The sequence below is a fragment of the Photorhabdus noenieputensis genome, assembly GCF_018448935.1.
In the GTDB taxonomy this organism is placed as follows: Bacteria; Pseudomonadota; Gammaproteobacteria; order Enterobacterales; family Enterobacteriaceae; genus Photorhabdus; species Photorhabdus noenieputensis.
Window position 1 is genome coordinate 108,503 of record NZ_RCWC01000012.1, and the last position, 21,345, is coordinate 129,847.

The window sequence follows — 21,345 nt, forward strand, 5'->3', positions numbered from 1 at the left end:
AAAATAGTAAACCAATGTGTATCAATCAAATAAAGTCACAAAAATAAATATATCCACCTAATTATAATAACTAGATTAATTTCACAAAAATAAAACAAGCGCTTCTCATAAGGTTGCACAAAGTTGCAACATGTCAGATATTATCATGCAATTTTAGATAAACCTTACCTATTAAGGAGCGAGGATGGGTAGTACAACAATGGGCGTGAAGCTTGATGAAGCAACGCGCGATCGCATTAAAGCTGCGGCACAACGGATTGACCGCACTCCACATTGGCTGATTAAACAAGCTATTTTTAATTACCTTGAACGCCTTGAAAATGATGAACAGATCGCTGAACTCTCTGCTAATCAAGATATTAAAGAAGAGAAGATCATCGCAGAAGAAACGGCACCAGATTCTGCTCATCAACCTTTCCTCGACTTCGCAGAACATATCCTGCCTCAATCAGTAAAACGTTCCGCAATCACTGCGGCCTATCGCCTGCCAGAAACACAAGCAGTTCCCATGTTGCTGCAACAGGCGCAATTGCCCGAAGATCAAGCACAAGCGACTCATAAGCTGGCTTACAGCATTGCAGAAAAATTGCGTAACCAGAAAAACAGCATTGGTCGTTCAGGTCTGGTTCAAGGGTTATTGCAGGAATTTTCGCTTTCATCTCAGGAAGGCGTTGCGCTAATGTGTCTGGCGGAAGCCTTGCTCCGTATTCCTGATAAAGCGACTCGCGACGCGCTGATCCGCGACAAAATCAGCAACGGCAACTGGCATTCCCATTTGGGCCAAAGTTCATCCATGTTTGTCAATGCAGCAACCTGGGGGCTGCTGTTTACCGGCAAATTAGTTTCTACCCACAATGAAGCCAAACTCTCCAATTCGCTGAATCGCATTATCAGTAAGAGCGGCGAGCCATTAGTACGTAAAGGCGTCGATATGGCAATGCGCCTGATGGGTGAACAGTTTGTGACCGGAGAAACCATCGCTCAAGCGCTGGCAAGTGCACGTAAGCTGGAAGAAAAAGGGTTCCGTTACTCCTATGACATGCTAGGTGAAGCCGCTTTAACTGAGGAAGATGCTCAGAATTATATGGTTTCCTATCAACAAGCGATTCATGCTATCGGGAAAGCCTCTAACGGCCGCGGCATTTATGAAGGACCTGGAATTTCCATTAAGCTTTCCGCTTTGCACCCACGTTATAGCCGTGCTCAATATGAACGTGTCATGAACGAGTTATACCCACGCCTGCTTTCCCTGACATTGCAGGCACGCCAATATGATGTTGGTATCAATATTGATGCCGAAGAAGCAGATCGTCTGGAAATTTCTCTCGATTTGTTGGAGAAACTCTGTTTTGAACCACAACTGGCTGGCTGGAATGGCATTGGCTTCGTTATTCAGGCTTATCAGAAACGCTGCCCCTTTGTTATCGATGCAGTCATTGACTTAGCGCAACGCAGCCGTCGTCGGCTGATGGTGCGACTGGTAAAAGGCGCTTACTGGGATAGCGAAATTAAACGTGCTCAAATCGATGGGCTGGAAGGCTATCCCGTTTACACTCGCAAAGTTTATACTGACGTTTCTTATCTGGCTTGTGCCCGCAAATTATTGTCAGTACCCAATCTGATTTATCCTCAGTTCGCTACCCATAACGCCCATACTTTAGCTGCCGTTTATCATATGGCGGGACAAAACTATTATCCTGGTCAATATGAATTTCAGTGCCTGCATGGCATGGGAGAACCATTGTATGAACAAGTGGTCGGGAAAATCGCTGATGGCAAATTAAACCGCCCATGCCGTATTTATGCGCCAGTAGGCACTCACGAAACACTGTTGGCTTATCTGGTCCGTCGCCTGTTGGAAAACGGCGCTAACACTTCTTTCGTCAACCGTATCGCCGATACCACATTACCACTGGATGAACTGGTTGCCGATCCGGTGAACAAGGTTCAGAAGCTGGCCGAAACCGAAGGCCAAATCGGTCTTCCACATCCGAAAATTCCTCTGCCTCACAATCTGTATGGCAAAGATCGCGCAAACTCAGCCGGTCTGGATCTTGCCAACGAACATCGTCTGGCATCTCTTTCCAGTGCGCTATTAAGTTCTGCTACCGAAGAGCAGTATAGCGAGCCACTATTGGGCGGCAATTATCACCATCAAGGTGAGTTACCCGCCGCTAAACCGGTTATTAACCCGGCGGCACCTTCGGATATTGTTGGTCATGTTCGTGAAACAACTGAACAGGAAGTCAGTCATGCGCTGGATGTCGCAACAGAAGCCGGCGCAATCTGGTTTGCGACGCCGCCATCAGAACGAGCCGCTATTCTGATTCGTGCTGCGGAATTGATGGAAAACCAGATGCAACTGCTATTGGGCATTTTGGTTCGGGAAGCCGGCAAAACCTTTAATAACGCGATTGCTGAGGTACGCGAGGCGGTCGATTTTCTCTATTACTACGCAGGGCAAATTCGCCATGATTTCGCCAATGATACTCATCGCCCTCTGGGGCCGGTTGTCTGTATCAGCCCGTGGAACTTCCCATTAGCCATTTTTACCGGACAGATAGCGGCTGCATTGGCTGCCGGTAACAGTGTATTAGCAAAACCTGCGGAACAGACTCCATTAATTGCAGCAACAGCGGTCAAAATACTGCATCAAGCAGGTATTCCCCTCGATGCATTGCAATTATTACCTGGCCGAGGTGAAACCATTGGCTCTCTTCTGGTGAGTGATGAAAGAGTGCGAGGCGTAATGTTTACTGGCTCCACCGAAGTGGCGAGTCTATTACAACGTAACATTGCCGGACGACTTGATGCACAAGGGCGACCAACCCCTTTGATTGCCGAAACCGGTGGTCTGAACGCCATGATTGTTGACTCTTCCGCACTAACAGAACAAGTTGTTATGGATGTAGTCGCTTCTGCTTTTGATAGTGCAGGTCAACGTTGCTCTGCTCTGCGTATTCTCTGTATTCAAGATGACGTGGCAGAAAGAACCCTCACCATGCTGAAAGGTGCCATGTCTGAATGCCGGATGGGTAATCCTGAACGCCTGTCTACCGATATCGGCCCGGTCATTGATGCGGAAGCCAAAGCCGGCATTGATCGCCATATTCAAACAATGCGTACCAAAGGACGCACGATTTATCAGGCAGCACAAGATAACGTGGTTGACAATCAAGAGTGGGATCAAGGTACTTTCGTTAAACCAACACTGATTGAATTGGAAAATTTCAATGAATTAAAGCAAGAGATTTTCGGCCCGGTTCTGCATGTTGTCCGTTTTAAACGTGACGAGCTGGATAAATTGCTGGAGCAAATTAATCACTCCAACTATGGTTTGACCCTTGGCGTCCATACCCGTATTGATGAAACGATTGCACAAGTTACCGCTAAAGCGAAAGTCGGCAATCTGTATGTTAACCGCAACATGGTAGGCGCTGTTGTTGGCGTGCAACCGTTCGGTGGTGAAGGCTTATCCGGTACCGGACCGAAAGCAGGCGGCCCACTCTATCTGTACCGTTTGCTCTCTTGCCGTCCTCAAAACGCGATCAACCAAACGTTGGGACGCCAGGATGCGGAATATCCACTGGATGCTAATGTCCGTTCAGCGCTAATGGCTCCCTTTGATGCATTAGCAGAATGGGCAACCAACCAGCACAACGAAGAGCTAAATCAGTTAGTTCAACAATATAAATTGCTGGCACAAGGCGGCACCACCCGCCTGTTGCCGGGGCCGACCGGCGAACGCAATACTTATACCCTGTTGCCTCGTGGTCAGGTGCTGTGTCTGGCGGATAATCAACAAGATATATTCATTCAACTGGCAGCAACATTATCTGTGGGCTGTCAATTGCTATGGCAAAATGATGAACTACATCAGCAACTGTTTCGTCAATTGCCAGATAGCGTCCGTAAATCAATCAATTTAGTTCAGGACTGGCAGAGTGAAGATACGGTATTCGAAGCGGTTATTTACCACGGCGACTCTGATCAATTGCGTCAAGTTTGTGAACAAATCGCTCAACGTAAAGGCGTTATCATTTCCGTACAAGGTTTTGCCCGTGGAGAAACTAATCTGCTGTTAGAACGTTTGCTACATGAACGCTCACTGAGCATTAACACCGCGGCGGCGGGGGGTAATGCCAGTCTGATGACTATCGGTTAATTTCGGTTGTAGCTAAGGGGAACACATCAAAAAGGTGTTCCCCTTAGATTAGCAATCAACCTCAAAACTCTGTTCATTCCTATCGAATGTAGGAATAATAGCGTAATCATTTACATCAATTTTTCATCAGATATTTCTTTAGTCATTATTTCTTTATTCATATAGTATTCATCTATCAGTTCACCATTTATAAATAGTGAGCCAGTTCTGATGCCAGAAAAAATAAAACCTGATGACAAATACCGCTTTATTGCCAATGTGTTTCTTATTGCAACGGTTAATTCAAGTCTGCTAATTCCATTTTTCCGTGACCAATCTTGCGCTTTGTCGATTAGGATTCTCGCTATTCCTTTGTTTCTATACTCCTTTTTTACTCCAAGAGCAATAGAACCCAAATGCCTGTTTCTATTGAATACTCCTCTAGATATAACAATAAATCCAACAATGTTTTTGTTGTCTTCGCATATTAACATTTGCCTGTCTTTTCCAAATCCTTTTATTATATCCACCTGTTCTTCAACACTGGTTTTTCTTTCTCCCGGCTCAAGCAACATAAATTCAGATGTATTATCCAACTCATTGAAAAAAACAATGAGATTATTCGCATCTTCCACGTTAACTTCTCTAAAAACAAAGATTTCTTTTTCCATAGCAAATACCATATTAATGAAATTAGCATATACCATATATTTCAGCATACAAAAGTCAATAAGATTTCGAATGATGTTGGAATAATTAGTAGTGAGGTGATTGAAAAAATAATGAGGTGAAAGAAATTGGTACCTATCGCGATATTTAAAAAATTGCCATCATCACTTATGTATTTTTAATTAATTGAAATAACAGCAAAAAAATCCCGTAATAAACAGGTAATTCACTATCCCATATAAATAAATAATTAAGCCTATTATCGTCCCTATTATTAGAAACTAAGTGTAGTTTTTATTTTCATGTCTGAAAAATAAAAAGTATGCAGATATTCTCCGATCGAGATAATACATCCTTTTATTCACCCAACATATAAATTCTTCTACACACCCAAGTGGTCGATTAAACCGGATTAATGAGGAAAATGAGTTGGCTCATGATTCACCATGAAAAAACAAACCCCGTTATTTCTAACGACATTTGTCAGCAACGATCCGAGGGGAACACATCAAATGCGTTCCCCCAAAATTAATCATCTCTTTGCTGTTTATATTTCCAGCTTAGTGACCGCCCTGTTGCCAGCTCAAATACTGTTCATACTTGCGCAAAGCAATGTTGTAGTTACTGAATGCCGACTGTGACAGCTTTTCACTCAGTTTTTCCTGAATTTTCTCTGTTGTGAACTCTTTTACAGGGTAATTGCTTGAAGTGAGCAATTCATCCAAACGTCGTAAACGAACCACATACTCACGAACAGTACTATGACTCATTTCAGTCTGTTCAAACAGGTACTGTTTGAAAGACATGATGTCAAAATAATCTGTCTCGCTATTGCAATAAATCTCACTGCAAAAACGACATAACGCGACAAATTTATCTTGCAGCTCATCCCAGGTCTTGTCATCAATCAACTCCGTCATCTCGGAGATGGACTCTTTGTTGATCACTTGGCCATTAAAAACCAACGAGATACGGTCAAGAGCTTTGTGACAATGCAAGCAATGAGTTTGACTATGCTTGTAGTCTTTAATGTAACGGCTGAGCGGCCGTTTCTTTTGTGTTGTAACAGACATAAGAGATAAGCCCTGTGTGTAGTCTTAAACAAAAAACAAATAAGCAAAAAAGTTACTTTTCCGGATTTAAGCGTGCCCGCAAGCGTTTAATCGCCTGGCTGTGTAGCTGACTTATACGGGACTCCCCGACTTCAAGTACTGCGCCAATCTCTTTCAGATTAAGTTCTTCCTGATAATACAGCGTCAGAACCATTTTTTCTCGTTCAGGTAACGAATCGATAGCCTCAATTACCCGTTGACGAACGTCACTCTCCAGCAATTGTTGTAAGGGATTAGTTTCATGCCCCTCTTCAATGACAGGTTCACAGCTTTCACCATGAATTTCATGCCATTCGTCATACGAAAACAACTGACTGTTATTCGTATCTAACAGTATCTGCCGATATTCTACCAGATCAATCTTTAATTCTTTAGCAACTTCCTGCTCACTGGCTGGACGGCCTAAGTCTTGCTCAAGTTTACGGATGATTTGCGTCACTTCGCGCGCATTACGGCGCACGCTACGCGGAGCCCAATCGCGGCTCCTTAACTCATCCAACATTGCACCTCTGATGCGTTGTACCGCATAAGTGGTAAACGCGGTTCCTTGTAAGGAATCAAAACGTTCCACCGCATTTAGTAAGCCGATTCCCCCGGCCTGAAGTAGATCATCCAGCTCCACACACGCGGGTAACCTAACTTGTAGCCTTAACGCTTCATGGCGAACTAATGGTACGTAGCGCTTCCAGAGGCTGTTTTTGTCCATCACGCCTTCGGCGGTATACAAATCGCTCACAACAACAGACACCTTTGGAAAAAGAGACTAACCATCATTATCCAATCCCCTAACAAGGGCAATCGTTTGAACAATGTAGTAAAAACACTTCTTTTTCACCTATGCGAAATTTATTGTCTGCCTAATAGTATCACAAATTTTAGGCTGTTCCTGATAAACTCCTAAAAAAGAAGGACCGGCGAGCCGATCCTTGATTTTATTTGGATTTTTATGTGAATCAGGTTCACATATTGCCCTAGCTGAGCGATTAACGCAGCAGAGACATTACATTCTGAGGCACTTGGTTAGCCTGAGCCAGAACCGCAGTACCCGCTTGTTGCAGAATTTGACCACGGCTCATGTTAGACACTTCGGTCGCGTAGTCAGCATCTTCGATACGGCTACGAGCTGCGCTCAGGTTGTTAACGGTGTTGTTCAGGTTGTTAACGGTAGATTCCAGACGGTTTTGGATCGCACCCAAAGAACTGCGCAGGCTGTCAACTTTTGCCAGAGCTTTGTCTAAAGCATCCGTAGGCTTTTCTGATGCTTTGGCAGTAATCTCATCGGTTGCTTTCAACTTACCATCAGCTTTGTTAATTTCTGCGCTGAAATATTTTACTTTGCCATCTGTATCGTCAGTACCTTTGACAACATATTTACCAGGCTCAACTTCACCTTTTTCATTAACAGCTTTATAGAATTCTACATTTTTCAGGTCCTTAACTTTAGCGTCGGCAGTGTGATCGATAGCTTTCTTCCCACCTGCACCATCGTCAACCTCTGTAATTTTATCACCGTGCGGAACTCCCGTAGAAACTGTGAATGTCTTCAGGTCCAGAGTTCCGCTGTCAATTTTTTCCAGATTAATTTTGATAACTTCGTTATCGTTAGCACCAACCTGAATGGTCATTTCGTTCTTTTCACTTAGAACATGAACACCGTTAAATTGAGTCTGTTGAGAAATACGATCAATTTCCTTTAAACGTTCAGTAACTTCTTCCTGGATAGATTTGGTATCACTATCAGAGTTGGTTCCGTTTTTCGCCTGAACAGCCAGTTCACGAATACGTTGTAAGTTGGTGTTAATTTCGTTCAGCGCACCTTCGGTAGTCTGTGCAATAGAGATACCGTCGTTAGCGTTACGTGCTGCCTGAGTCAGACCTCTAACATTTGCAGTGAAACGGTTAGCGATCGCTTGACCAGCCGCATCATCCTTCGCGCTGTTGATACGCAGACCAGAAGACAGACGCTCAATAGCGCTACCCAAAGTACCCTGGGATCTATTCAGGTTATTCTGAGTCAGCTGGGAGAGGATGTTAGTTCCGATGACTTGTGCCATAGTTAGAGTTCCTTTTTAAAATCAAGTCGATATATAAGTTTGGGTTTTACCCACGGTGTTCATCACCGCCAACAGTTTTATCGGCGTTCCTCAAAGAACCTTTAATTTTTCTTGAAAAAACTTTTTCTTTTTTATCACGTTGCCCTGATAAGCCAAACAGCGTCGGTTCTTCACGACTATTCCTACCATAGAAAAATTATTTTTATTAGTAAACTTTTCCAAAAACTTACCGATAACCGGTTCAATAAAGCTTTACTAATAAAGGAGTCAATAAATGGCTAGTATTTCTTCATTAGGTGCCGGGTCGGGGATGGATCTTGGCTCTATATTGGATAAACTTCAGGCAGCAGAACAAAAACGTTTAGTACCGCTGACACAGCAACAAACCAGTTATAAAGGTAAGCTAACCGCTTTTGGTACATTAAAAGGCAGTTTAGAAAAACTGGAAACCGCATCTGAGTCACTGAAAAAGTTCGATAAACTTAAAACAACTACTGCCAGCGAAAAACATGATGCATTCGTTGCCAGTACTGATTCTAAAGCCAGCCCAGGTAACTACAGTATTAAAGTTAAACAATTGGCACAGGCACAATCATTACAGACAGAAAAAGTCCGTAATATCAAAGAGCATATGGGTGAATCTTTGGGTGAAGGTAAAACCCGGACAATTACCATTACTCAGCCTGGCGAAAAAAAGCCGATGAAAATCGAGCTGACAGACGAACAAACATCCATCATTGAGATCCGTGATGCGATTAATAAACAGGAAGGTAATGTCAACGCCAGTCTTATTAAGGCCAAAGATGGCGAAAACTATTTAGTGCTGACAGCTAAAAAAGCGGGCACTGAATCGGTGATGACCATCACTGTTGAAGGCGATAACAAACTTAGCGAATTACTAAACTACACTCCGGGTACAAAGGGTAAACTCACTCAAACGGTTGAAGCGCAAAATGCGAAATTGACCATCAACAACATCGAAATTGAACGTCAAACAAACCATATTACCGATGCACCCGAAGGCGTTAAGCTGGATCTGAAAAAAACGACCGAGGATAAAGATAAACCAGGGGAACATAAGCCAGAAATACTGGTTATATCCCGTGATATTGAGCCGATGAAAGAGGCGATTAAAAATTGGGTTGATGCTTATAATGAATTACAAACGACATTTGATTCATTGACCAAATTTAAGCCAGTAAAACAGGGTGAAGAACCGTCGAAAGATAATGGCGCTTTATTAGGTGACAGCACATTACGCGGAATACAGAATCAACTAAGAGGCCAGATTTTCAGCTCTCAGGCGGCTAATGATATTCCAACCCTGAATAAGCTGGGCATTAAACAAAAGCCTGACGGTAAGCTGGAAATTGATAACGAAAAACTGGAAAAAAATCTAAAAGAAAAGCCGGCTAATGTGAAAGCGTTCTTTATGGGTGACGGTAAAAAAACGGGTTTTGCCACCCAGACACATAAGCTATTAAAAGACGCACTGGATAGTCATGAAGGTACTTTAGTTACCGCGACTAATGGCATTAACAAGCGTCTAAAAAACCTTGATCAACAAGTAGACAGGACGAAACAGAATATTAACGAAACAATTGAACGTTATAAACGCCAATTTTCACAACTGGATAAAATGGTCTCTTCTTTGGGAAAAACCGGTAACTTCCTCTCACAATTACAGAAAATGAGATAATTAAAGGAAATTATGTATCAACGTTCGGCAAGTCAATTATATGCCCAGATAGATATGGAGAGCGAAATTATGAACGCCTCCCCCTATCAGTTGATTCAGATTTTGTTCAACGGGGCGCTTAGCGCCCTGCGTCGAGCAATTATTCTGATGGAACAAGGTAATATCGCGGAAAAAGGCGCAGCTATTTCCAAAGCGATCAATATCATCGATAATGGCCTCAAACAAGGGTTAGATAATGAAAAAGGTGGAGAGCTGGCGCACAATCTCGCCTCCCTTTATGACTATATGACCCAACGTTTACTCCACGCTAATTTACGCAATGATGAGCCAGCCATTACCGAAGTAATAAAGTTACTCACCGAGATTTCAGACGCTTGGCGGCAAATTGGCCCTCATTACAACGCCAGTCAGGATATTGTTTAATGGATAATAAAATGGATCTTTTGTCAGCTTACCAACAGATCCTAAGTTTAAGTGAGCAAATGCTTAATTTAGCTAAAAATGAAAAATGGGATGAACTTGTTGATATGGAAATCACCTACCTTAAAGCAGTAGAAGTGATCAGCCACTCTTCAATATCATCGACGACTTCTCTTTCGTTACAGCAAAAAATGACCAACATTTTGCAGACAATTTTAGATAATGAAAATGAGATTAAAAAACTACTACAGAAAAGACTTGATGAATTAAGTAAACTCATCAAACAAACAAGCCAACAGCAATTATTAAATGATAGCTACGGCCAATTCCCTGTTGAACCCTATCATAATACCCTTATGAACTCTACGGAACAAAAGTAATTGAGAAATAAAGGTGATGTACTCTCATCACCATTATTTACCCGTTTTGTGAGCTTGGTTTAGGATGTCTTTAAGACCTTGTAGTATTCCGGTCTACAAATCAGGATTATCCTTCATCTTCATATTCTATCCCCATCGCAACCAATAGGTATTAGTGAGCTGTTATATGTAGCTCTGTGATTTAAGTTGATTGTGAAAAATAAAAAGACCACGCCGGAGCACGGCCTTGAATTTAGGGTGTAGATTTGAATTATTTATTCTTATACATCACTCCAACTTAAGTAAAAACGCTTAGTTACACCTGTTTTCTTTATAATTCCGCCTAGTTTTTCAGTATCCACTTTATGTGGATTATTGGGCGGGTCATTGTTATATAAAACACCGGATGTAGAATTTGTTATATCTGCACTCCATTCTGGGCTTGTTCCAAGATTATAGGTTATATTGTCAACTTTGACATAAAGATTTTTCTTAAATAATTCTTTCACCTTTTGAGAATTAACTTCATCAAAGGATACAGAAAAATGAATATAACCTGGATTTTCAACAGTATGGAATATTAAAATGTTTTTAATATCTGTCTTATTTTGGGTAATAGTTAAAGTCCCTATAGGAGCGGCATCAGAGTCACTTATTTTATTTTCACTCAAATATCCATAATATCCAGCTTTTTCGCCAAACTCTGATTTAAGATCGAAAACCAACATATAATCTGACTCTGGTTCAGGCTTTACCTTATCTTCAAAAAAACTCCAATCACAAGCCATCATATCTTCTTGTGTTGGCTGCCACGGTACAAAATTACCATGCTCGTTACGCAGATCAATATGCGTCAAATAATCATATTTAGTGCCAACGGCGACACCATCAACAGCGTAAGCACTACCTTCTTCTACTGTTAAATCATTCACACGAGGAGTAATAGCCAAATACATCTTTTTATCACTCCAAACAGAACGAGTGACAAGTTTACGTAGCTTTAATTGAATCAGAGCCCAAGAAAAAGAACCAACCGGAGCAACAACACTATGGCATTCATATTGCTTAGGATCAAACGGACATTCATTTTCAGGCTTAATAACCTCAGACATATTATTTCCTTATATCTATAAATAATTAAAAATCAAACCACATGATTTGACTTTTAATCTATTATTAAACATTCAGTAAATTTTTATGAATTAATACAACCGACATAAAACTAAGATTCAATTATAACAGGACACACCTCTCATTCTCCTTATCGTTTTTTGATACTTATCAATAAGTTAAAGTTAATCTCAGAAATTAGAGTTGAAAGTTATTATTCGAAACCGTGATACCTTAAATATTTTATTGACAATGAGTTTTACAACATTTAATTAAATCGCTAACTATAACAAGCATTCAACTTATTGAAAGGTCACTGTGCTATATCGGTTAATGGCAATTAGCGATTAACATTTAGATTTGAAGGTGACTTTCCGACAAACAAAAGTAATAGCTCAAAACGCGCGATCGCTGTCAATCTCATTGGCGTTACAAAGATATAAAGTATGCGTAAGATCACACTATTTTTAAATCAGGAATGAGGTGCGAAATGACGGATAGATAAAAAATCCTGGTGATTAAACTGCGTGCTGTTTTTCATTCTCAATCGAGAATGCAAATAATTATGTTGCACTTACTATGCGAAATCGCCTTAAATTATCAAACCTCCTTTATTCTTTTTATTTCTTAAAAATATTTTCGGTATTTTATCCTCGGTTTTTTCTCTGTTTTGAAGCATTTTAGCAATTCCAAATACATTGCGTCCAAGGAAAATATCAGACAACTCGACAGCCATATTCAAAGAATCGTTCATAGCTGCAACTAATCTGACAGCTAATATAGAATTACCCCCCAATTGAAAAAAATCATCAAATATCCCCACACGCTCTAACTTTAAATGTTGACTCAATAACTGGCATATTTTCACCTCCAGAATATTACTTGGTGCCACGTAACTACATTCGTCATTGCGATCTGGCTCTGGTAACAAAGAATAGTTTACTTTTCCATTGATAGTAAGTGGTATGAAATCAAGAAAGGTATATGTGGTTGGTACCATATACTCTGGTAAAGTATAAGATAATTTTTCTTTAATTTTTATTTTACTCCAAACATAAACGTTAGAACATACTAAATAGGCAGATAAATACTTATTATCGCCTTCTCCTCTAACAACAACAACACTTTGTAAAACCCCTTCTAATGCTGTTATCACAGTTTCAATTTCTTTTAGTTCAATACGAAAACCTCTTAACTGTATTTGCCGATCGTTACGACCAAGGTACTCAATATTTCCATCATTCAAATAACAAGCTATATCACCTGTGCGATACATTATCTCATCAGTCGATGAAAATGGATTACGTATAAATCTTTCTTGTGTTAATTCTGGCCTATTTAAATATCCACGAGCTACTCCAGGCCCAGCGATATATATCTCTCCTTTCACACCGATTGGAACAGGTCTAAGGTAAGTATCCAATATATAAATACGTAGATCTTTCAAACGTTTCCCTATTAATTTACAAGAAGATTTTATATCGGACATCTGAATAATATGATAAGTTGCATGCACAGTAATTTCAGTAATTCCATACATATTGACGAATTGTGTTTTAGGCGAAGAAGGTTCAAAATACCACCCAGAAAGTATTGATAGAGATAATTCTTCTCCACCAAAAATAACATATCTTAAATCATTCGGTAATCTTCTTTTTCCCTGCTCATCAATAAAAAGCTCAAAAGCACTAGGCGTTTGATTTAAAATAGTAATTCTCTTTCTACAAACCAACTCATAAAATTCCTTCGTGTCTTTAACCGACTGTTCTGGAACAATAATCAGCTTTCCTCCGTAAAGCAAAGCCCCCCATATTTCCCAAACAGAGAAATCAAATGCATAGGAATGAAAAAGGCACCATATATCCTTTTCGTTAAATTTATAAATAGAGTAAGTTGACTGAAACAATCTCACTACCTGAACATGCTCGACCATCACTCCTTTGGGCTTGCCTGTTGAGCCGGAGGTATAGATAACATAAGCTAAGTGCTTTTCACATACTCTTGTTACATTAGGATCCGGATTATCTTCACTAAAATTATCCCACTTATCTTGCCATGTGCAAAGTTCCAGTTCTGGCAACTTGTTAGGCTTATACCCATCCAACCGCCGGTGACCCTCTTCATCAGTAAGCAACAGTATTGGCGAAGCATCCTCCAGCTGTTGAAACAGACGCTGTGCCGGACTACCAGGATCTAGAGGCAAATAGGCACCACCTGCTTTCAGAACAGCCAACAAACAAATAACCATTGCTGGGCTACGTTTGACACAAAGGGCAACCAGAGAATCAGGTATAATACCCATCTCAATAAGACAATGAGCCAGTTGGTTAGACTGACGATTTAAAGTGTCATAGGTGAGTTCCGTCTCATTATAGACAAGTGCTATTGCATCAGGGTGACGTATCACCTGATCTTCAAATAATTGGTGCAGACAGAGATTATTTGGATAACATTTTTCTGTTTGATTCCACGTTTCCAGTAAAAGTTTTCGCTCCTCTTCCCCAATCATATTATATGTAAAAACAGGGAGGTAGATACCTTCTACCATAGATTGCAATATACTTAACAGATATATGCGAAATCTCTCGATTGTATCAACATCAAAAACCGCACAAGCATATCGAATTTGCCCAGTAATTATTCCATGTTCATTCTCACTGAAAATAAACTCTAAGTCTGTTTTCACTCTATTTAAAAAAATTTCTTTCGTATGTATCCTAAATCCAGGAAATTCGTGTTTAACATTCTCTTCCCATGAAAACATAACTTGATATAAAGGCGTATAAGCCATACTACGCGGCGGGTTAACAATTTCCACAATCTTCTCAAACGGTAACTCTTGGTGATCCTGCGCTTCAAGTACAGTCTGTTTCACACGAGCAAGCAATGTTGCTCCATCAGGCCCATCCGAGAGATCAATCCGCAATACTAACGTATTAACAAAAAAACCAATTAACGACTCCAATTCATACCTACCACGATTAGCAACTGGAATTGCAACAATGACATCATCCAAACCCGACAAACGGGCAAGAACAATCACTATGGCCGAAAGCAAAGTAGTGGATAATGTTGTCTCATGGCGTTGACTTAATTGTTTTAATTGCAAAGAAAGTAATGACCCAACTTCAATAGGTAAAGCTGAACCCATAAAGTTCTGTTGTTTTGCCCTTGGCCTGTCAATCGGAAGTGGTAGCAATGGAGTAACCCCAGAAAGTTTTTCCTGCCAATACATTGCATGCATTTTAAGATATTCATCGGTTAACCACAGTGATTGCCAAAGTGCATAATCGATGTACTGAATATCTAATTCCGGCAACTGTGCCTCCAGACTATTACATTCTGCTTGATATAATATATTAAGTTCATTTAACAGAATATTGACAGACCAACCATCGAATATAATATGATGAAAAGTTAATAGAAGATAATTTTCTTCACTATCCACCCGATACAAATGTCCCCTAAACAATGGACCTTGGCCCATATCGAATAATTGACAAGCTTCAAACTGAAACAGTTTATTTAATCGCTGCTTAGATATACTTCTTTGGTGACTAAGATTACTTTCAGTAAACGGTATGCAAGAGTCAGCAGGTAATAACTGGATATAAGGTTCTCCATTTTCTACGGAAAAGATTGTCCGTAATACTTCGTGACGTTCGAAAAGCTTACCTAATGTAATACGTAGTGCCTCAATGTTAACCCGACCACATATTTCTAAAAGCAGAGGAACATTATAAGAATATTCCTTCGGATCCATTTGCATTAAAAACCACAACCGCTGCTGAGAAGCGGATAGAGGTAATTTATTTACGCGAGGAAAGCGTACTACAGGAGGCAGTTTCACTAACACATCTTCTTGCCCCTGTAATTTGACTAACATATCTGCTTGGTCAGCCAAAGTACGATGTTTATAAAGACGTTCAAGAGTTAAAGAAATACAAAATAACTGATTAATTCTATTAAGCAAGCGTACAGCAAGCAACGAATGTCCTCCAATTTCAAAAAAATCATCTTGCCGTCCAATTTGAGCCACATCTAAAAGCTCTGACCAAAGTAACGATAAACGCTGTTCAACCTCACCTTTCGGTTCCTCAAAAGTGATAAAGCGCATCGCCTCTATATCCGGTTTAGGCAAAGCTTGCCGGTTGATTTTTCCATTAGAAGTCAAAGGAAATGATTCCAGCAACACATAGGCAGAAGGCAACATATAGTCTGGCAATGTTTGTGAAAGAAAATTACGCAACATCCTGTTTAATAAATTTTTCCCCATTTTTTGCTGTTCTTTTATAGGAATAAAATAGGCAACTAACCGTTTATCACCTACGATATCTTCCCTGAGCACAACAACACTATCACTGATAGCAGAATGTTGATTCAGTCCTTTTTCAATTTCTCCAAGTTCAATCCGGTAACCTCGTAATTTTATTTGTTGATCATCGCGGCCAACATATTCAATTCGACCATCTGGAAGATAGCGTGCAAGATCTCCACTACGATACATACGTGCACCTAATATAGGACTAAAAGGATCCACCATAAAACGCTCTATGGTCAGTTTAGTATTTTTAAGGTAACCTCTTGCCACCCCAACACCACCAATATAAATTTCCCCGACACAACCCAGTGGTACTGGCTCCCTGTATTCATTCAATAAATAAATACGTGCATTGGCTACCGGACGACCAATGTGAACAACATGATCATTGTGACTAAGCTCACCAGCAGTCACCAATACCGTGGTTTCTGTCGGGCCATAACTATTAATCAACGTTAATTGAGAGGGAAGCGATACAAGAGGGAACGTAAAACGATCGCCCCCAATTAGCAAATAGCGTAAATGACGATTTAATTTACCTTCCTCAATCGCCAAAGTTGCAATTGGGCTAGCTAAAACGGCGATATCCAATACTTGATTGTTCAACCATTCAAGCAAAGCAGGTACATTGTTGGCAAGCTGGTTGAGTGAAAGTACTAACGTTCCACCACAGGATAACACTGGCCATATATCACAAGCACTAGCATCAAAAGACAGATTTTTCGTCATAGCACTACGGCTACCTAAACCCAATCGAAATCGAAAAATATGCCAGTGGACAATATTAACAATTTGAGCATGTTCAACCATCACCCCTTTCGGCTTCCCTGTTGAACCCGAAGTATAGATAACATAAGCTAAATGCTTCTCGCATACCCTGGTTATATAAGGATCTGGATTATCTTCACTAAAATTCCCCTCCTCATTTTCTACCACAGAAAATTCCAGCTCTGGCAACTCATTAGGCTTATACCCTTCCAACCGTCGATGACCTACCTTATCGGTAAGCAGTAGTATTGGCGAAGCACCCATTAACTGTTGACATAGACGCTGCTGTGGACTGTCAAGCTCCATAGGCAGGTAAGCTCCCCCGGCTTTCAAAATACCCAACAGGGAAATGATCATTGCCGGGCTGCGTTCAACACAAAGTGCAACCAAAGAATCAGGAGTCACCCCCATCTGGATAAGACGATGAGCCAACTGGTTAGCCCGACGATTTAGAGTGTCATAAGTCAGCTCAATTTCACCATGAACAAGCGCTATTGCAGTAGGATAACGAATCACTTGTTCTTCAAATAATTGATGCAAACAAAGATTATTTGGATAATATTCTTCTACATGATTCCAACTTTCCAGTAAAAGGTTTCTCTCCTCAGCAACCATGAAATCTATTGTATTTATACATTGAAACAGATTCTCTTTTTCAACAATAGTATTCAATATTAACAAAATAGAATCACACATATAATTCTTTTTATAAAGAAAAATATCATCATACAAATATCTAAACTCACCGGTATCTGTATTTATCTGAAAAATCAAACACCCTCCTTTTATTATACTTTCATTCAGACCTGTGCACAGTTCATCATGATAGCTATTGATACTAAGGGAGTGATTCGTCACATACTGAATAATTATTCCCCAATGAATTGGATTAAGTTCTGGTTTTCTTATAAAAATATCATAAGGGAAGCTTCCTTTTTCTAATAAATTATTAACTTCTTCATTAAACTTCTTCATGACATCAAAAAAACAAAAATTCTCATTAATAGTCAAATTGACAGGAATAATAGATGACACTATTTTACTTAAAAAGATATCTTGAGACGCAACAGAACAATCATTTATCATTCCTAATTGTATATCATGCTGCCCAGACATTCGATACAAATAAACAATAATAGAAGAAACTATAAGATTAATTTTATCCTGAAAATTAAATTCATTAATAAAATCAGTATTATTCCAATCAGAAGTAAAATATTTAGCTTTATATAAATCAATATTCTTGCCAAGCAATGGAAAATCTAATCTGTTAAAATTAATCAATTTTTCAATCCAAAATCCTTCACTCACAGAAAATTCTCTCAAAAGTTTATTTAATTCTTTCAAGTTCTGTATATCAGGTAAGAGTAAGACACTCCCTATTTCAGGAAAAAACTCCGATGCACTTAACTTATTGCCCAAATTATCTCTAAAATTATTAATTATTACATCATAATCGCTGGTCGCGATAACCATACCGCTTTCATTAATATTGAGCACTGTTCCCGGAGAACAAAGAGAAAGTTGAGTAGTTACCAGAAGTTCAGATATATATACTATGTCATTATTCAATAACATTTTAGGCGTAGTGATAGGATTATAATTATCCTCGCCAAAATTCATCGATCTCACTAAAGCTGATAATTCTTTTGCCTTTAAATTCCATAGTAGAAAACCACATGATACTGGTTTAAAATCCTTAGCATAATAGGTTCTTTCTGCCTTATTCTGAGCTATCAACTCTAATGTATTATTTAAAAGCTTATCCAATAAAATACTAAATCCTTCTATTGCAGCCTGAAAACATTTTAAATTCAAAGAAAAAGTTGTATCATCCTTTACTTCATTTACCACTATTCTTACTGCTATATCCCCCCTATCAATAACCTCATCAACGCTATGCCAAGTTATTCCATGCTGCTTTTCACCATTTAGAACCGCCCATGCAGTAGAATAAGAACCCGCATAACGAGGCAAAAGTGCATCATGGTAATTAAATACCCCATGTAGAAACTTTTTTATCAAAGATAAAGGCAGCAATATCGGATTAATAATTGAAAATAACCAAGAGCATGGCTCGATAGACACTAAATCATCTAACTCATCTATTGTGGTAAAACATCTAATCCCACATTCAAGAGCCCATGTAGATAAAAGATTATCACCGGTAATAACTGCCTTTATCTCAACATTTCGACGTAATAACTGTTCTGCACATTCTATCACCATAGAAGTGTTGCCTATCAAAACACATGAGGCCCGCCTCGAACAATTCATATTATTCTTCCTTTTATCAAATAATTAAAGTAAAAGACCACCTCCCTAGGAGGTGGTTTAAGGATGACAATAAAATTGGCTATAAAGAAGAGTCAGTTTTCCCTGTCATTAAAAATAAACACCAGCAATTTAAAAATATAAACATGATTAAAATTATTTTTTAATCTCTTCATCCTTCAATACTTCTTCTATCTCCTCTTTTAAATTATCGGATAATATCTTTGCTAACTTATATACCGTAAAATTATCAAATATTGATTTCATGGGAATTTTTACACCTAATTCATCATATATTTTCGATATCATTCTCATTGCTGATATAGAATTGCCACCAGACTCAAAGAATGTCATATGAATATTTCCCGGCTCTCTTTCCAATATATCACTCCAAATATCATAAAGATACTGTTCTATATAATTCAATGGTTGTTGTTGCGGTTCATACTCTATAGCAACATAATGCTCAGTATCAAATAAAGTTTTATCTAATTTCCCATTACTTGTTCTAGGGATTTCCTGACAAAAGATAATATCTATCGGTAATATTCTGGAAGAAATAAAATCACGAATATCTACATTTATTCTATTTAAAAAAATATCACTATCTTTTCCATTAACATCAGACAAAATAATATACGCTGATATTCTCTCACTCTTTTTATTATAAAATGCGGATATCGAATCAATATAACTCAGAGATAGAAAAGAATTTTCTATCTCTGTTATACTAACCCTATATCCCCGAATTTTAATCAATTCATCTTTTCTACCTATAAATTCTATATTACCATCATATCTACAAATACCATAATCACCAGTGCAATAAAATCTTTCGCCATTAAATAGATTACGTCTACCTTCTATGAATTTAGCACCTCGCCTTTTTTCTCCACGGAAATAACCCAATGCCAAAGAGCAACCGGATACACATATTTCACCCACAGCGCCTACAGGGAGAAGCTCATAATCTCTATTAACAATAGCAACCGCTGTATTATCTATCGGTTTCCCTATAAGTACTTCCTTATCCTTAATATTATTATCTAATTCATGAAAACATACATCCGACATATTTTCTGTCGAACCATAAAGATTAACAAAAGACGTTTTTGGAAATAGATTAATGGCTTTATTAGCAATATCCATACGGAATTTCTCACCACTTATAAACCAATAAGAGAGTTTTTTAAATCCATCCAATACATGTTTTGGCATCCGTATAATCTCACCCAACATCGTAGGTGTTGTAATGATTGATTGTATATTCTTATTAACTAAGAATTCCGAAAAATCATCAAGAGACTGATAATAATTTACATTAATCAAATGAAGTTCAACACCATGTAACAATGGAGCAAAAAGTTCCCATACGGCTCTAATAAATGAAAAATCAGTTATATGGCATGCACTTCTGTTTTTTGACACAGGAAAACGTCTATTCATCCATGTGATCCTGTTTATAACAGACTCGTGCGTTCCCATAACTCCCTTAGGTTCCGCTGTAGTACCTGATGTATAAATTATATGAGAACATTTTGAAAATATATTTTTACTTTTATATCTATACGCATCAAAGTCTCCACGATAAGAATAGAAGACCTTATCAATATCTAATTTATTAAGATTTAAATTAAACTTATGTAATTCATCTAATTCATTTCCTTTAGAAATAAAAGCTTTTGGTCTTGAGTCTTCTATAATATATTTAATACGTTGGAGAGGGGTATTAGCATCAATAGGAATATATGATGCACCACTTTTTAATACAGCCAAAATACTTATCACAAAATCGATGGATTTCTCCATGTAAATAGCTACCCTATCATCTTTAGCTATCCCAATTTTCATTAGGTTACTTGAGAGAAAGTTAGCTTTAGTGTTTAACTCAACATAACTTATGGAAGTTTGTCCACAAACAATTGCTTTCTTCTCTGGTGTTTTATACACCTGTTTTTCAAAGAGCTCATGAATACCTATACCTACTTCATGAACATAATTTTCCCCATAAATTATAGCTAGTCGATTTTTATGATCTTTTTCAGAAAACATCGTTAACTGCCGGTATGATGTATCACTGCTAAAGTATGACATTTTAATCAATAACTCATACATCCCGATAAGCATATCCTTAACATAGACTTCATCAATAACATCGGCGAAATACTTTATTTTTATTTCCAGTTCCTCCTCAGGAACTATTTGTAACGTTATTTTATAATTAGTTTCCATATAACTATGGAGACCTTTGATTGATAGAGCCTCTTCAATCTGTTCATTTCGTTCATCTACCGGATAATTCTCATACACCAGCAGACTCTCAAACAACCCCTGCTCACCCGAGACCTCACTCTGCCGCCGGATTTCACTCAACCCCAGATAACCGTATTCCGTGTACTCAGCCTGCCGGCTCTG

At 38.9% G+C, this 21,345-nt stretch carries 11 protein-coding genes; 4 read left to right on the forward strand and 7 right to left on the reverse strand.

Annotation, left to right across the window (positions count from 1 at the left end):
- Window positions 1-184 precede the first annotated feature (184 nt).
- Window positions 185-4,165, forward strand: a complete 3,981-nt coding sequence (gene putA, locus EAE91_RS10735; protein ID WP_214088495.1) for a trifunctional transcriptional regulator/proline dehydrogenase/L-glutamate gamma-semialdehyde dehydrogenase — start codon at window positions 185-187, stop codon at window positions 4,163-4,165.
- 110 nt (window positions 4,166-4,275) lie between these two features.
- Here putA and EAE91_RS10740 read toward each other — a convergent pair whose 3' ends face one another.
- The 4 genes from EAE91_RS10740 to EAE91_RS10755 all read right to left on the reverse strand — a co-directional run bounded on the left by EAE91_RS10740 (window position 4,276) and on the right by EAE91_RS10755 (window position 7,979).
- Entirely contained in the window at window positions 4,276-4,815 is a 540-nt protein-coding gene (locus EAE91_RS10740) for a GNAT family N-acetyltransferase (protein WP_214088496.1), read from the reverse strand.
- 558 nt (window positions 4,816-5,373) lie between these two features.
- On the reverse strand, window positions 5,374-5,886 hold the full coding sequence (gene fliZ / locus EAE91_RS10745; protein WP_011146218.1) for a flagella biosynthesis regulatory protein FliZ: 513 nt from the start codon (window positions 5,884-5,886) through the stop codon (window positions 5,374-5,376).
- A 52-nt stretch (window positions 5,887-5,938) separates the two neighbouring features.
- Entirely contained in the window at window positions 5,939-6,661 is a 723-nt protein-coding gene (locus tag EAE91_RS10750) for an RNA polymerase sigma factor FliA (protein ID WP_036775524.1), read from the reverse strand.
- A 247-nt stretch (window positions 6,662-6,908) separates the two neighbouring features.
- A complete protein-coding gene (locus EAE91_RS10755; RefSeq protein WP_214088497.1) occupies window positions 6,909-7,979 on the reverse strand; it encodes a FliC/FljB family flagellin in 1,071 nt (356 codons plus the stop codon).
- A 274-nt stretch (window positions 7,980-8,253) separates the two neighbouring features.
- On the opposite strand from EAE91_RS10755, the gene fliD reads away from it, so the two are divergent.
- From fliD to fliT, 3 genes are read left to right on the forward strand one after another with little or no spacing between them, the layout of a single operon-like run.
- Window positions 8,254-9,678 carry a flagellar filament capping protein FliD gene (gene fliD / locus EAE91_RS10760; RefSeq protein ID WP_214088498.1) on the forward strand — a complete coding sequence of 475 codons (1,425 nt, stop codon included), beginning with the start codon at window positions 8,254-8,256 and terminating at the stop codon, window positions 9,676-9,678.
- A 12-nt stretch (window positions 9,679-9,690) separates the two neighbouring features.
- Window positions 9,691-10,101, forward strand: coding sequence for a flagellar export chaperone FliS (fliS, locus tag EAE91_RS10765; RefSeq protein WP_036807537.1), 411 nt, complete (start codon window positions 9,691-9,693; stop codon window positions 10,099-10,101).
- A complete protein-coding gene (gene fliT, locus EAE91_RS10770; protein WP_036775506.1) occupies window positions 10,101-10,478 on the forward strand; it encodes a flagella biosynthesis regulatory protein FliT in 378 nt (125 codons plus the stop codon). The genes fliS and fliT overlap by 1 nt, the downstream gene beginning before the upstream one ends.
- Window positions 10,479-10,738: 260 nt before the next feature.
- Here the strand turns inward: fliT and EAE91_RS10775 are convergent, their stop codons facing one another.
- The 3 genes from EAE91_RS10775 to EAE91_RS10785 all read right to left on the reverse strand — a co-directional run.
- Window positions 10,739-11,569: a DUF2829 domain-containing protein gene (locus EAE91_RS10775; protein WP_214088499.1), complete on the reverse strand. Its 831-nt coding sequence runs from the start codon at window positions 11,567-11,569 to the stop codon at window positions 10,739-10,741.
- 590 nt (window positions 11,570-12,159) lie between these two features.
- Window positions 12,160-18,885: a non-ribosomal peptide synthetase gene (locus EAE91_RS10780; protein ID WP_214088500.1), complete on the reverse strand. Its 6,726-nt coding sequence runs from the start codon at window positions 18,883-18,885 to the stop codon at window positions 12,160-12,162.
- Window positions 18,886-19,086: 201 nt separating this feature from the next.
- Window positions 19,087-21,345, reverse strand: a 2,259-nt coding sequence (locus EAE91_RS10785) for a non-ribosomal peptide synthetase (protein ID WP_214088501.1), incomplete at its 5' end; no start/stop codon positions are given.

Bases quoted from the DNA above. Each gene is read 5' to 3' on its own strand.
- EAE91_RS10740 (WP_214088496.1), bottom strand. From the start codon at position 4,815: ATGGAAAAAGAAATCTTTGTTTTTAGAGAAGTTAACGTGGAAGATGCG.
- fliT (WP_036775506.1), top strand. From the start codon at position 10,101: ATGGATAATAAAATGGATCTTTTGTCAGCTTACCAACAGATCCTAAGT.
- EAE91_RS10775 (WP_214088499.1), bottom strand. From the start codon at position 11,569: ATGTCTGAGGTTATTAAGCCTGAAAATGAATGTCCGTTTGATCCTAAG.
- fliS (WP_036807537.1), top strand. From the start codon at position 9,691: ATGTATCAACGTTCGGCAAGTCAATTATATGCCCAGATAGATATGGAG.
- EAE91_RS10780 (WP_214088500.1), bottom strand. From the start codon at position 18,885: ATGGTGATAGAATGTGCAGAACAGTTATTACGTCGAAATGTTGAGATA.
- fliZ (WP_011146218.1), bottom strand. From the start codon at position 5,886: ATGTCTGTTACAACACAAAAGAAACGGCCGCTCAGCCGTTACATTAAA.
- EAE91_RS10755 (WP_214088497.1), bottom strand. From the start codon at position 7,979: ATGGCACAAGTCATCGGAACTAACATCCTCTCCCAGCTGACTCAGAAT.
- putA (WP_214088495.1), top strand. From the start codon at position 185: ATGGGTAGTACAACAATGGGCGTGAAGCTTGATGAAGCAACGCGCGAT.
- fliD (WP_214088498.1), top strand. From the start codon at position 8,254: ATGGCTAGTATTTCTTCATTAGGTGCCGGGTCGGGGATGGATCTTGGC.